The sequence below is a fragment of the Isoptericola chiayiensis genome (assembly GCF_013149805.1).
Classification (GTDB): Bacteria; Actinomycetota; Actinomycetes; order Actinomycetales; family Cellulomonadaceae; genus Isoptericola; species Isoptericola chiayiensis.
Genome location: NZ_JABEZT010000002.1, coordinates 462088 through 475867, shown reverse-complemented (window position 1 = coordinate 475867; position 13780 = coordinate 462088). Strand labels below are relative to the sequence as shown.

General features: G+C 74.4%; 11 protein-coding genes. 7 read left to right on the top strand and 4 right to left on the bottom strand.

What is annotated here, in order from left to right:
* Window positions 1–7 precede the first annotated feature (7 nt).
* Window positions 8–1615, top strand: coding sequence for an MFS transporter (locus HDG68_RS05265; protein WP_172149940.1), 1608 nt, complete (start codon window positions 8–10; stop codon window positions 1613–1615).
* 152 nt (window positions 1616–1767) lie between these two features.
* Window positions 1768–2472: a transcriptional regulator gene (locus tag HDG68_RS05260; RefSeq protein ID WP_172149938.1), complete on the top strand. Its 705-nt coding sequence runs from the start codon at window positions 1768–1770 to the stop codon at window positions 2470–2472.
* A 47-nt stretch (window positions 2473–2519) separates the two neighbouring features.
* On the opposite strand, the gene HDG68_RS05255 is transcribed toward HDG68_RS05260, so the two are convergent.
* The 4 genes from HDG68_RS05255 to HDG68_RS05240 form a co-directional block, all read right to left on the bottom strand.
* Window positions 2520–3050, bottom strand: coding sequence for a hypothetical protein (locus HDG68_RS05255; protein ID WP_172149937.1), 531 nt, complete (start codon window positions 3048–3050; stop codon window positions 2520–2522).
* A complete protein-coding gene (locus HDG68_RS05250; RefSeq protein ID WP_172149935.1) occupies window positions 3047–5533 on the bottom strand; it encodes a DNA gyrase/topoisomerase IV subunit A in 2487 nt (828 codons plus the stop codon). Before HDG68_RS05250 ends, HDG68_RS05255 begins: the two co-directional genes overlap by 4 nt.
* 170 nt (window positions 5534–5703) lie before the next feature.
* Window positions 5704–6324 carry a hemerythrin domain-containing protein gene (locus HDG68_RS05245; protein WP_246253568.1) on the bottom strand — a complete coding sequence of 207 codons (621 nt, stop codon included), beginning with the start codon at window positions 6322–6324 and terminating at the stop codon, window positions 5704–5706.
* Between the two features lie 161 nt (window positions 6325–6485).
* A complete protein-coding gene (locus HDG68_RS05240) occupies window positions 6486–7130 on the bottom strand; it encodes a hypothetical protein (protein ID WP_172149933.1) in 645 nt (214 codons plus the stop codon).
* Window positions 7131–7273: 143 nt separating this feature from the next.
* Between HDG68_RS05240 and HDG68_RS05235 the strand changes: the two genes are divergently transcribed.
* The 5 genes from HDG68_RS05235 (at window position 7274) to HDG68_RS05215 (ending at window position 13765) form a co-directional block, all read left to right on the top strand.
* Window positions 7274–9976: a bifunctional acetate--CoA ligase family protein/GNAT family N-acetyltransferase gene (locus HDG68_RS05235; RefSeq protein ID WP_172149932.1), complete on the top strand. Its 2703-nt coding sequence runs from the start codon at window positions 7274–7276 to the stop codon at window positions 9974–9976.
* 68 nt (window positions 9977–10044) lie between these two features.
* A complete protein-coding gene (locus HDG68_RS05230) occupies window positions 10045–10644 on the top strand; it encodes a DUF5998 family protein (protein ID WP_172149931.1) in 600 nt (199 codons plus the stop codon).
* Window positions 10641–11861, top strand: a complete 1221-nt coding sequence (locus HDG68_RS05225) for an alkaline phosphatase family protein (protein ID WP_172149930.1) — start codon at window positions 10641–10643, stop codon at window positions 11859–11861. The genes HDG68_RS05230 and HDG68_RS05225 overlap by 4 nt, the downstream gene beginning before the upstream one ends.
* Entirely contained in the window at window positions 11858–13078 is a 1221-nt protein-coding gene (locus HDG68_RS05220) for an MFS transporter (protein WP_172149929.1), read from the top strand. Before HDG68_RS05225 ends, HDG68_RS05220 begins: the two co-directional genes overlap by 4 nt.
* 42 nt (window positions 13079–13120) lie before the next feature.
* On the top strand, window positions 13121–13765 hold the full coding sequence (locus tag HDG68_RS05215) for a thymidine kinase (RefSeq protein ID WP_172149928.1): 645 nt from the start codon (window positions 13121–13123) through the stop codon (window positions 13763–13765).
* Window positions 13766–13780 lie beyond the last annotated feature (15 nt).

Sequence of the window (13780 nt, the reverse complement as noted above, 5' to 3'; positions counted from 1 at the left end):
TCGCCCTATGGGCCGAGCCCAGGACGGCAGCCCCGGGCAGTCGTCGTCCGCCACCAGCACCGCCACCGACGCCGCGCCGCGCCGCATCGTCCTGGCGGCGCTGATCCTCGTCGCGGCCGTCGCCAACCTGAACCTCGCCGTGGCGAACGTCGCCCTGCCGGACATCGGTGACGCCCTGGACGCCTCGCAGGTGGACCTCAACCTCATCGCGGTGGGCTACTCGCTAGGACTGTCGGCCTCGGTGCTCTACCTCGGCGCGGTCGGCGACCGGTACGGCCGCACGGCGTTGCTGCTGCTGGGGACCGCGGGCGCTGTCCCGTTCAGCCTCCTGGCCGCGTGGGCGCCGTCGACGGAGATCCTCTTCCTCGCTCGGGTCGGCGGCGGGCTGTGCGCCGGCATGGCGTTCCCGACGACGCTCGCACTCGTCTCGGCCCTCTGGTCGGGGCAGGCGCGGACGCGGGCGATCGCCCTGTGGTCCGGCATCGGTGCCGCGTTCGCGGCGCTCGGGCCGCTGGCCGCCGGCTGGGTCCTCACCGAGTTCTGGTGGGGGTCGGTGTTCCTGCTGACGATCCCGCTGGCGGTCTTCGCCCTGGTCCTGGCGTGGATCGTGGTTCCCTCCCACGTCAACGAGAGCACCGAGCCCGTCGACCACCTGGGCGGCGTGCTGTCCGTGCTGCTCGTCGGGTCGCTGGTCATGGCCATCAATCTCACCGTGCTGCCGGGCGAGGGCGTCGTCATCGCGATCCTCGTCGGCGTGGTTCTCGTCGCGGGCACCGGGTTCGTCCTGCGTCAGCTGCGCACCGCGAAACCCCTGTACGACCTGCGCGTCGCCGCCCGGCCGACGTTCTGGGTGGCGGCCGTCGCCGGGCTCGTGATCTTCGGATCACTCATGGGCGCGATGTACGTGGGCCAGCAGTACATGCAGAACGTCCTCGGGTACAGCACCGTCGCCGCCGGGGCGGCGATCCTGCCGGGCGCCGTCGGCATGGTGCTCGTCGCGCCCCGGTCGGCCACGCTCGTCGTGCGCTACGGGTCGCGGGTCACCATGCTCAGCGGCTACGTGTTCGTGCTGGCCGGCTTCCTCGTGATGCTCCTGCTGTGGACCGAGGACGCGGCCTACTGGCCCGTCGGGCTCGGGTACTTCCTGGTCGGCGTCGGCGTGGGACTCTCGGGCACCCCGGCGTCCAACTCGCTCACGGGCTCGGTCCCGGTGCAGCGCGTGGGCATGGCGTCCGGGACGGCGGACCTGCAGCGCGACCTCGGCGGCGCGATCATGCAGTCGGTGTTCGGCTCGCTGCTCGCGTCCGGGTACTCCGGGTCCATCGCCGCGCAGATCAGCAGCTCACCCGACGGGTCGAAGGTCACGGCGACCACCGAGGCCGCCTTGCAGAAGTCCTTCGCCGGCGCCGAGGCGATCGCCGCCCGCTACCCGCAGTACGCCGACCAGATCACCTCGGCGGCCCGCGAGGCGTTCCTCGCGGGAGACCAGTGGGCCTATCTCGCGGGCATCGCGGCCGTGCTGATCGGTGCCGTGCTGGTGGCGATCTTCTTCCCGCGCCACGCCCGCGAGCGCGAGCTGCACGCCGCCTACCAGCCGCCGGAGACGACGACCTGAGGCTAGCTGCTCAGCACAGGTCGGTGACCGCTCGTGGGCTCGGCGAGGGTGCCTCCGACACGTCCACCTCCGCAGAAGCGGACGACGGCGCGTCCGACGGCGTTCCGTATCGGTCCTTGCCCCTGCGGCTGGGGGCTTTCTAGCCTGCAGTGATGGCACCGGAACACAGGAGCGACGACGCGGACCACCAGTGCCACGCCTCCGCGCGCGACCGCATGGTGTACGGCTGGTCTGTCGCACTGCTGGGCTGCGTCGCGGGCGCTGTGGTCGCCCTTGTCGCCGGCCAGGGCGACGCGGGGCTCAGCGGGATCGGCATACCGATCGCTACCGTCCTCGTTGCTGTGTCCTGGTGGCGTGAACTTGGCATCCGCGCTACGCCGCGGCATGCGCGCCGGACGGACCTCATCGGTTCGCTCCTGTCCTGCGTCCTGTGGGTGGCGATCTGGACGCAGTTCGCGTTCTTCGACGCGACAGCCCTCTCCCCGGTGCTCTCGGCCGCACTCGGCGCACTCGTCGCCGCACCCGCCGCGACGGCGGGGTGGCTCATCCGACGCGCGCAGCCGTCGACCGCACCGCACTCCCGCGCGGGGGACCGTCCGACGGCTGCCCCACAGGCCGCTGATCAGGTGCGGGACCGCATCATCACCGCACTCACGACGGTGGACGAGGCCGAGCGGGAGGTCGTCCACCGTGCTGTCCCGGTGGGCACCGCCATGTTCGACGACCAGGTCGCCGCACTGGAGTCGGCCGGCGACATCCGGGTACGTCAATGGTGGATCCGCGCTCATCCACGCACCTGGTTGCGTCTGACGGCGCGGGGGCGGGCGAAGGCCGAGCCCGCGGTGACGCCTGGCTGACGCCGCCTACCAGCCGCCGGAGACGACGACCTGAGGCCGGACGACTCTCAGCACAGGTCGGTGACCGATTCCTGCACGTCCAGCGCGAGCTCCTGGACGCGCGTGGGGAAGGCGTCGAAGTTCTGCGACTCCGGGTCGGCGGGGGAGACGTCTGCGGCGTAGTGCTCGGCGAGGTCCGCGACGTCGGCGGCGAGGTCGTCGTCGCCCAGGTCCTCGGCGGCAGAGGTGCTGACCGCCTCCAGCATCTCGACGTGCTCGGTCGAGCCGATCACCTCGCGGTCCACGACCCGCAGGGCGGGTGCCGCCGTCGCGCAGAAGGCGTCGACATCAGGCTCGTCACCGCCGTCGGCCCTGCCGTCGTCCTCGGCCGGTGGTTCCGAGACGTCGGCAGCGCTCGCCGGCTCGGGAGAGGCAGCCTGTGCCGGGTCCGCCGAGGAAGCGTCCGACGGCGACGCGTCCGACGCCGGTACCGCCGTCGTCGCGCCGTTGTCCGCCCCGCACCCGGCCAGCAGCACGACGGCCACCGTCAGCACCGCCGCCGCGACCGGCGTCGGACGGGCCGTGGCGCGACCCGTCACCCGATCGCCGCCACCGGACCCGGCAGGGGAGTGCCGGACCCGTCGCGGCGCGTGTTGCTCTCGGGCAGCTCGACCGGCTGGCCGCCCGAGCCGACCGCGCGCGCCGGACCCTCGCCCACCCAGGCGAGGACCAGCTCGTCCTCGCCCTTGAGGAACCGGTGGGCACGCACCCCGCCGGTGCCGCGGCCCTTGCCCGGGTACAGCTCGTACGGGGTGACCTTCACCGACCCGCCGCCCGTGCCCGGCAGCGCGCCGCCGGTGCCCGCCACGGTGACCACGGTGTGCAGGTCGCGGGTCCCGGCCCGCGCGACACCGAAGAACACCACACGCTGCCCGGCACCCAGGCGGATGCCCGCCATCCCCGCCGCCGCGCGGCCCTGCGGCCGCACCAGCGAGGCGTCGAAGTGCAGCAGGCTCGCGTCCGAGGCGAGGAACACCAGCTCGTCGTCCTCCGCCGCCGTCGCCGCGCCCACCACGGCGTCGCCGTCCTTGAGGCCGATGACGTCCCACACGTCACCGTTCTTCGGCGCGTCGCCCGCCGCCACCCGCTTCACGACACCCTGCCGGGTGCCGAGCGCGACCGTCGGGGCGTCCTCCGCCAGCGACACCACGGCCAGCGCCTGCTCGCCGGGCTCCAGCGACACCATCTCCGAGACCGGCACCCCGCCCGACAACGACGGCGGACCGTCCGTGGCCGGCAACGCCGGCAGCTCCATCACGGCGAGCCGGTGCAACCGCCCGGCCGAGGTGATCAGCCCGACGTCGGCACGCGTCATCGCCGCGACGTCACCGCGCAGCGCATCGTGCGAGTGGCGGCGACCCGCCCGCTCCACCGGAGCGTCCGCGCCCTCGCCCGACGTGCGGGCCAGCAGACCCGTCGCCGACAGCAGCACACGTGTGGGGGAGTCCTTGATCTCCAGGTCCAGGGCCGGCGCCTTCTTGCCGCGCGCCGGAACCGACGCCGCCGACGACGCCGTGCCCCCGGCCGAGTCCAGCAGCACCGTGCGGCGCGGCGTGCCGTACGTGGCCGCGACCTCCGCCATCTCGTCCGAGACGACGCCGTGCAGCCGCGCCTCGTCGGCCAGGATGGCCTCGAGCTCGGCGATCTCCGCCTCCAGCTCCGACTTCTCCGACTCCAGCTCGATCCGCGAGAACTTGGTCAGGCGGCGCAGCTGCAGGTCCAGGATGTAGGAGGCCTGCGGCTCGGACAGGTCGAACACCGACTGCAGGCGCTCGCGGGCCGCACCGGCGTCGTCCGAGGACCGGATCACCTGGATGACCTCGTCGATGTCCAGGATCGCGACCAGCAGACCCTCGACCAGGTGCAGGCGGTCACGGCGCTTGCCGAGGCGGAACGTCGACCGGCGGCGCACCACGTCGACGCGGTGGTCCACCCACACGCGCAGCAGGTCCACCAGCCCCAGCGTGCGCGGCTGCCCGTCCACGAGCGCCACGTTGTTGATGCCGAAGGAGTCCTCCAGCGGCGTGGTCCGGTAGAGCTGCTCCAGCACAGCGTCCGGGTCGAACCCCGTCTTGACCTCGATCACCAGGCGCATGCCGTGGGTGCGGTCCGTGAGGTCCTGGACGTTGGTGACGCCCTGGATCTTCTTGTTCTTCACGCCGTCGGCGACCTTCTCGATCACCTTCTCCGGGCCCACCGTGTACGGCAGCTCGGTGACGACGATGCCCTTGCGGCGCGCGGTGACGTTCTCGATCCGCGCGGTGGCCCGGGTGCGGAACGAGCCGCGACCCGTGCGGTAGGCGTCCCGGACGCCGTCGAGCCCCACGATCTTGCCGCCCGTGGGCAGGTCCGGTCCCGGGATGTACCGCATGATGTCGTCCAGCGACGCCTCGGGGTTCGCCAGCAGGTGCTGCGCCGCCGAGATCACCTCGACCAGGTTGTGCGGCGGCATGTTCGTGGCCATCCCCACCGCGATGCCGGACGCCCCGTTGACCAGCAGGTTCGGGATAGCCGCCGGGAGCACCTCCGGCTGGGTGAGCTTGTTGTCGTAGTTCGGGACGAAGTCGACGACGTCCTCGTCCAGGCCGCGCGTCATCGCCGTCGCGGCCGTCGCGCTGCGGGCCTCCGTGTACCGGGGAGCGGCCGGACCGTCGTCGAGCGAACCGAAGTTGCCGTGCCCGTCCACCAGCGGCAGCCGCATCGAGAAGTCCTGCGCGAGGCGCACCAGCGCGTCGTAGATCGCGCCGTCACCGTGCGGGTGCAGCTTGCCCATCACCTCGCCGACCACGCGCGAGGACTTCACGTACGGGCGGTCGGGCCGCAGGCCCATGTCCGCCATCATGTACAGGATGCGGCGGTGCACCGGCTTGAGGCCGTCGCGCGCGTCCGGCAGGGCGCGCGAGTAGATCACCGAGTACGCGTACTCGAGGAACGACGTCTCCATCTCCGAGGCGACGTCGATGTCGACGATGGTCTCGTCGTACGGCTCGTCGGCGACGGGTGCGGCCTTCTTGCGCGCCATGCGGTGCGGCTCCCTGGTGATCCTCGGCGTGGACGTGAGGCCCGACGGCGGCACGGCGGCCGCGTACGGACGTTCGACAGCGTAGCGCCAGCGCGGGCGCGCACCGCGCAGGCGGGCCGTCCGGCGGGCCAGGCGGGAGTGCCGGTCGAGCGGCCTGGCGAGCCCGAGGCTCAGGCTGGGCGGCGCAGGCCGGCGCGCTGCGCCGCATAGCGCCGCCGCCCCACCGCGCGCCACATGAGCCGGACGGGTGCCGGCAGGTGCGCTCGCAGCCACGCGTCGGGGTCGGGCTGCGCCGCCATGATGCCTCCCAGCTGGGTCCACAGGTGCCCGCGCGGAGTCGCACGCCTGCCGTGCTCGCTGAACCAGTCGACCTCCTCCTGGGTGAGGGTGGTCTCCATCACCGGCACGATCTCCCGCTCCTCGTCAGGCAGGTGCTCGGCGAGGGCGGCGTTGATGCCGTCCAGAGCGCTCAGCACGGTGCCGGCGGTATCCGCAGCAGGGTTCGCCCTCCAGGCCGGCAGGGCGGTGTCGAGCTCGGCGAGGTGCTCGAGCATCTGGGCGTGCTGGATCTTCATCCGCTCGACGTGCAGGGCGCACGCGGGGGCGCGGGACGCGAGCACGTCCCACAGGCGCTCGTCCTCGCCCTCGTGGTGGGTGTGCAGCGCCGTCGACAGCAACCAGAGCTGCTCGGACACGGCTGTCGCGTGGGAGACGTCTCCGGGGGCGACCCCGCGCACCAGCTCTGGCGCCTCGCCGAAGCCGGCGCGAAAGTAGCGGTGGATCTGGGCCATGCCGCTCGCGTCGCAGGTGACCGCGGGCTCCGGAGATCCGGGTGGTGAGGGTTTCGTCGGGGACATGGCCACGCCTCTCGCTGCGAGCTCTTGGATCTACGGTCCGGGGGCGGTCTCGCCGTGTCAAGACATTCGACGTCCGTGTGACGCTGCGGGAGGACTCACACGGTGTCCGCCGTGCTCCCGCGGACGGGGTCCGGGTACTCGGCCTGCACGGCGTCGGCGATCACGGCCGACAGCGCCGCTCGGCGTTCCTCGGCCTCGCGCTCCTCGATGAGCCCCTGGGCCGCGGCGACGTCGAGATGCTCGGCCGCGGCCGCGGTCAGTCCGGTCACCAGTGCGCCGACCGTGACGCCGTGTTCCTGGGCCACGTCGGCGAGAGTGGCGCCGTCCTGGCTGAGCGCGGCAGCCAGCGATGCCGCGTCGGTGCCGATGACGCGAGCAGCGGCGTCGAGGTCGAAGAGCCGCTCGTCGGCGTCGGCGGGCGCGGTGCCGTCGTCGCCGGACGACTGGGCGGCCCGGGCGACGTCGGCCGCGATGGCGTCGCGTTCCTCGCTGGACAGCGCGCCGTCGTCGACGAGCGTCTGCAGCACGTCGGTCAGCTCCTCGTCCCGGGCGGGCCGGGAGGTGACCGCCCGGGTCACGCGGGCGGTCGGCGCCGCGAGCGTCGAGGAGGGCGCCACCTGGACGACCGACGTCGACGCGGACGACGTCGCCGGTGTCGCCGCGGCGGCGCTGCCGGCGCCCAGGGCCGACAGGGCGAGGACGGTGCCGGCCGCGGTGCGGCGGAGGAATCGACGCTTCATGGTGCTGGCTCCTTCCGACCCGGAACTGTTCCGGTGGTCCCACCGTGGTGCGCGCACCTGCCGTGCCGCTGGGCCGCACCTGTGCGTGCGCTGACGCGGCTGGACGTCCGGTGGACGTCGGCCCCAGCGGTTAACCTGCTGCGATGGACTCCTCGCACGCCGACTACCCCGTGGAGTGGGAGGCCGACGTCGTGCTGCGCGACGGCAGCACCATGCACGTGCGCCCCATCCGCGCCGAGGACGCCGACGCGCTGCAGCGGTTCCACACGGGCCAGTCGGAGCGGTCCACGTACATGCGTTTCTTCGCGCCGATCGCGCGTCTGACGGACCGTGAGCTGCGCCGGCTGGTCGAGGTGGACCACCGCGACCGGGTCGCCCTGGTGGCGGTCCGTCCCGGGCAGGACGAGGACGGCGGCGAGCGCGAGGACATCCTCGGCGTCGCGCGCTTCGACGTCATCGGCGACGGCGAGGCCGAGGTGGCGTTCAACATCTCCGACGCCCTGCAAGGCAAGGGCCTGGCCTCGGTGCTGCTCGAGCACGTGGCCGTGGCCGCCCGCGAACGCGGCGTGCGCCGCTTCACCGCGGAGGTGCTGCCGCAGAACGGGTCGATGCTGGGCGTCTTCCGGGACGCCGGGTACGAGATCAGCCAGCACCTGGACGACGGGTTCGTCTCCGTCGGCATCGACCTGGACCCCACCGAGAAGTCCCGTGCCGTCATGGCCGACCGGGAGCACCGCACCGAGGCACGCTCGATGGCGGGACTGCTGTCCGCACGCCGCGTCCTGCTGGTGGGCCCCGGGTCCGACGACGGCACCCCGGAGGCGCTGCTGGCCCGCCGCGTCCTGGACGCCCACGCCGAGGACCCCGGGGACACCGAGCTGCTGGTCCTCGACCCGCCCGGCGACGTCCCCGAGGCGGTGACACGTCTGGACGGCTGGGCGCAGGTGACCGGCGTCGACCTCGCCGTGCTGGCCGTGGCGCCGGGTGACGCGCTGACCGCCGTGCGGCGCCTGCACGGCACGGGCGCTCGCGGCGTCGTCGTGCTCTCCGGCGGGTACGCCGAGTCCGGCCCCGACGGGCTGGAGCGGCGCCGCGAGCTGGTGCGCGCCGCGCACTCCGGCGGGATGCGGGTGGTCGGCCCCGTGTCCTACGGGCTGCTGACCACCACCCCCGGCAACGCGCTGCGCGCCAGCCTCGCCGAGCGGGCGCCGCACCCCGGCGTCATCGGCCTGTTCTGCCAGTCCGCTGCCGCCGCCGTCACCCTGACGGCGACGCTCGAGCGTCGCGGCCTGGGCGTCTCGTCGCTGGTCTCCGCCGGCCACCGCGCCGACGTGTCCGGCAACGACCTCATGCAGTACTGGCAGGACGACGACGCCACCCAGGTCGTGTGCCTGTACCTGGAGTCCATCGGCAACCCGCGCAAGTTCTCCCGCATCGCCCGGCGCCTGTCGGCGAGCAAGCCCGTCGTGGTCACCACCGCCGGGCGCTCCGGGCACGTCGTCCCGCCGGGGCACGCCGTCCGCGCCACCCGGGCGCCGCGCCGCCTGCTCGACGAGCTGCTGCGCCAGTCCGGCGTCATCCAGGCCGACAACACCCACCAGCTCATGGACGTCGCCCAGGTGCTCGCCCACCAGCCGCTGCCGTCCGGCAACCGGGTCGGCATCCTCGCCTCCTCGGCGGCGCTGGCCGCCCTGGTCGCCGAGGCCGCGGCCTCCGCGGGCCTGGAGGTGGCGGCCTCCAGCGACTACCTGCCGCCCCACGCCCACGAGACCGATATCGCCCGCACCGTCGACGCGCTGTACGCACCGGGTGCGTGCGACGCCGTCGTCGCCGTCGACGTGCCCGTGGTCCAGCCCCGCACCGGGGCGATCGCCCGGGCCGTCGCCGAGGCGGCCGCCCGCAGCGGCCGCACCACCGTCGCCTCCATGCTCGGCCTGCACGGCATGCCCGACGAGCTCGCCGCCACCGGCCCCGACGGCGGGGAGACCCGCATCCCGGCGTTCTCCACCCCCGAGGACGCCGTCGTCGCGCTCGGCAAGGTCGTCGAGCACGCCGAGCGCCGCGAGGCGCCCCGGGGCCACCACGTCGAACCCGACGGCGTCGACCCCCGGCGGGCCCGCCGGCTCGTCGAGTCGTGGCTCGCCGACGGCTCCGGCCGCGAGCTCACCGTCCCCGAGGCCGCCGAGCTGCTCGACTGCTACGGCATCCGCCTCTGGGCCGCGCGCCGGGTCCGCACCGCCGACGAGGCCGTCGCCGCCGCCGACCAGGTCGGCTGGCCCGTCGCCCTCAAGAGCGCCTCGCCCGGCCTGCGGCACCGCTCCGACCTCGGGGGAGTGCGGCTCGACATCGCCGACGCCGAGGACCTGCGCGAGGACGTCGCCCGCCTGACAGCGGTGGCCACCGCCGTGCTCGGCGACGACGCCCCCGAGTTCGAGGTGCAGGCCATGGCTCCCGCCGGCGTGGCCTGCGTGGTCCGCTCCGCCGAGGACCCGCTGTTCGGCCCGATGGTCTCCTTCGGGCTCGCCGGCGACGCCGTCGACCTGCTCGACGACGTCGCCCACGGCATCCCGCCGCTGACCGACGTCGACGTCGCCGCCATGATCTCCACCGTGCGGGCCGCCCCGCGCCTCTACGGGTACGGCGGCACCCCGCCCGCCGACGTCGACGCCCTCGAGGACGTCCTCGCCCGCGTGGCGGTCATGGCCGACGACCTGCCCGAGCTCGCCGCCCTCGAGCTGTACCCCGTCGTCGTCGCCGAGCACGGCGCCTCCGTGCTGCACGCCGACGTCCGGCTGCGCCCCGCGGGCCGCCGCGCCGACACGCTGCGCCGCGCGCTGCCCGGGTAGAGCCGAGGCCGTTCACAGCCGCCCGCTACCGACTCCGCCGGCGGCGCGAACAGTGGGACAATGCCCTGGTGCCTTCTGCGACCACCGGAAAGAACCTCCGCGACGAGCTGACCGCGCACGTCTACCGTGCCGGCTACTACCCGGACCTCGTGACCGACGTCCTCGACGTCGCGCTCGCGGACGAGTCCGTGCTGGCCCACCTGGTCCAGGCGGAGACCACGTTCGACTCCCAGGTCCGTCGCCACCTGACCGTCCTGGCCCTGACGCCCACCCGGCTGGTCGCCGCCCACGTCGACGACCACGAGGGTGACGCCGCCAACCCCTCCTCGGCGGCCGCCACCACCGAGGCCGTGCCGCTCGGGGAGATCCGCTCCGTCGCGCTCACCCACGTCGTCGCCGAACCCGCCGAGCACCGTCCCGGGGACAGCGCCGCCGAGCTCACGCTCGCCATCGGCTGGGGGAGCATCTCGCGCGTGGACCTCGAACCCGCGCAGTGCGGGGACCCGAACTGCGAGGCCGACCACGGCCTCACCGGCCAGATCACCCCCGACGACGTCGTGGTGCGGGTCAGCGACGCCGCCGAGGGGTCCGACGCCGTGCGACGGGCCGCCGCGTTCGCCCGGCAGCTCTCCGCGGCCACCGGCGTCGGCGGGCGCCCGCGTCGATGACGGCGTCGCCCACCCTGCCCGCCGGGTTCGTCGCGCCGTCGTACGCCGAGGACTCCCTCGCCGCCGTGCTGCCCGCCGTCGCCGGCGCGCTCGGACTCGACCTGACCACGTCCACGGGACTGCGCTCCCCGGACATCGCGCGGGCGCTCGGCCTGCCGTCCGTCCGCCGCGCCGTCGTCGTCCTCGTCGACGGGCTCGGGCTGCACAACCTCTCCGAACGCGGCGGGCACGCCCCGTTCCTGCGCGGCCTGCTGCCCGACGCCCGGTCGCTGACCTCCAGCGTGCCCTCCACGACGGCGGCGGCCCTGGCCACCTTCGGCACCGGCACCCCGCCCGGGTGCACGGGCCTGCTCGGGTACACCCAGCGCAACCCCGCCACCGGGGGACTGGCCACCATGGTCTCCTGGACCGAGCAGTCCGACCCCTACCGGCCGGGCACCAAGACCGCGGCGCCGCTGCGCACCGACCCGGCCGACCTGCAGCGCGAGCCCACCGTCCTGGAACAGGTCGGCGCCGCGACCACCGTCGTCGCCCCCGGCCCGCGCAAGTTCGCCGGGTCCGGCATGACGCGCGCCGCCCTGCGCGGCCCCCGCTACGTCGGCGCCGAGACCTTCGCCGACCGGGTCGACGCCACCGTGACCGCCCTGCGCGACCCCGGGCTCGTCTACCTCTACCAGGGCGACGTCGACAAGACCGGCCACCAGCACGGCCCCGACTCCTGGCAGTGGGGCGACGCCCTCGAAGCCACCGACGCCGAGCTGCGCCGCCTCGTCCGGTCCCTGCCCGCCGGCACGCTCGTGCTCGTCACCGCCGACCACGGCCAGATCACCTCCAACCTGACCCGCCAGCACGACGTCGCCGAGCGCCCCGAGCTCGCCCGCGACGTCGCCCTGCTCGGCGGCGAACCCCGGTTCACGCACGTGTACGCCACACCCGGCGCGGACACGGCGGCGGTCGCGGACCGGTGGGCCGGGGGGCTGGGTGACGACGCGCTCGTCGTGACCCGGGACGCCGCGATCAAGGCCGGCTGGTTCGGACCCGTCGCCGACCACGTCCTGCCCGCCGTCGGCGACGTGCTGGTCGCCGCCCGCGGGCGCGCCACCGTCGTCGACTCCCGCCTGCATCCCGCCGCCGCGCGGCACATGCCCGGCGTGCACGGGTCCCTGACACCGGAGGAGATGATCGTCCCCCTGCTCGTGGCCGAGGGGACGCGATGACCCGCGACTTCCGCCTCCTGCTGTGGGCGACGGCGTCGGCGTTCGCCGGGTTCGCGCCGCTGCTGTCCGTGGTGCCGCTGTGGGCGGCCTCCGGCGGTGCCGCCTCCGGAGCGGTCGGTGCCACCACCGGCGTCATGATGGGCGCCACCGTCGCCGTCCAGCTCGCCATGCCGCGACTCCTGCGCGTCCTGACCCTGCGGCGGGCCTCCGTCATCGGCGGTCTGCTGCTCGGCGTGCCGACCTTCGCCTACCTGCTGTCCACGGGGATCGGCTGGGTGCTCGTCGTCTCCGCCGTGCGCGGCATCGGGTTCGGCATGTTCGTCGTCGCCGGCAGCGCCCTGGTCGCCGAGCTGGTGCCGCCCGAACGACGGGGCCGCGGCCTGGGTGCCTACGGCGTCGCGATCGGGGTGCCGCAGGCGCTCCTGCTGCCCGTCGGGGTGTGGGCCGCCGAGCACGTCGGCTTCGGCGTCGTCTTCTCCGTGGCCGGCGCCGCCTCGGTGCTCGGCGCGCTCGTGACGCTCGCGATCCACGAGAGCGGACGCACGGCCACCTCGCCCGACCCCGACGGGTCCGATATGGGCATGCCCGGCGCCGCCGGGGCCGACGACGGCACCGGTCTCGCCGCCGTCGGGCCGGCGGCCGGCCCCGTGCGCTACCGCACGCTCGCGGGCTCCGGCGTGCTGCTGCTCGTCGCCTCGTGCGCGTTCGGCGGCGCCACCTCGTTCGTGCCGCTGGCCTTCCCCGCCACGACGGCCTCCCTCGTGCTTCTCGCGATCAGCCTCACCATGACCGTCGGACGCTGGTGGGCCGGCGTGCGCGCCGACTCCGAGGGCGTCGGCCCGCTGCTGCCGCTCGGGATCGGGGCGTGCACCGTCGGGACGCTCGGGATCGCCCTCGCGGCCGGCACGCTCACCGGGGCGCTCGCCGTCGTCGTCGCGATGACCGCGGGCCTGCTGTACGGCGTCGGCTTCGGCGCGCTGCAGAACGACACGCTCGTGCTCATGTTCCGCGAGGCCGGCCCGCAGGGGCACGGCACGGCCAGCGCCGCCTGGAACATCGCCTACGACGGCGGCACGGGGGCCGGGTCGCTCGGCGTCGGTGTCGTCGCCCAGGGCGTCGGCCTCAGCGGGGCGCTCGGCGCCTCGGCGCTGCCGCTGGTCGCCGTCCTGCCGCACGCGGTACGCCGGGCGCGCGCCGCCAGGGCCGCTCGCGCCTGAACGGGCACGCCGCGACCCCCGGGCATCTGGAAGGATCACCGCATGGCCGAGCTCGTCTTCTTCTCCGGGACCATGGACAGCGGCAAGTCGACGCTGGCCCTGCAGACGGACCACAACCACCGCGCCCGGGGCCGCCAGGGGCTGATCTTCACCCGGGACGACCGGGCCGGTGTCGCGCGGCTCTCCTCACGCCTCGGCCTCGAGGTCCAGGCCCGCGAGGTCGACGACGACACCGACTTCTGGGAGGTCATCGGCGCCGAACGCCGCCAGGGCCACCTGGTCGACTACCTGGTGTGCGACGAGGCGCAGTTCTACTCGCCCGAGCAGGTCGAGCAGCTCGCCCGGCTGGTCGACGAGAACGAGATCGACGTGTTCGCGTTCGGGATCACCGCCGACTTCCGTACGCGTCTCTTCCCGGGCTCGGCGCGCCTCGTCGAGCTCGCCGACCGGATCGAGGTGCTGCAGGTCCAGTCGCTGTGCTGGTGCGGGGCGCGAGCCACCCACAACGCCCGCACCGTCGACGGCGTCATGGTCGTCGAGGGCGACCAGGTCGTGGTCGGGGACGTCGCCGCCGGGGCGGACGTCGCCTACGAGGTGCTGTGCCGCCGTCACCACATGCGCCGCATGACCGCCGACGCCGCCCGGCGGCTGGCACCGGCGTCGGACACCATGCTCGACGTGCGCTGAGCCGTGCCGCGCCCC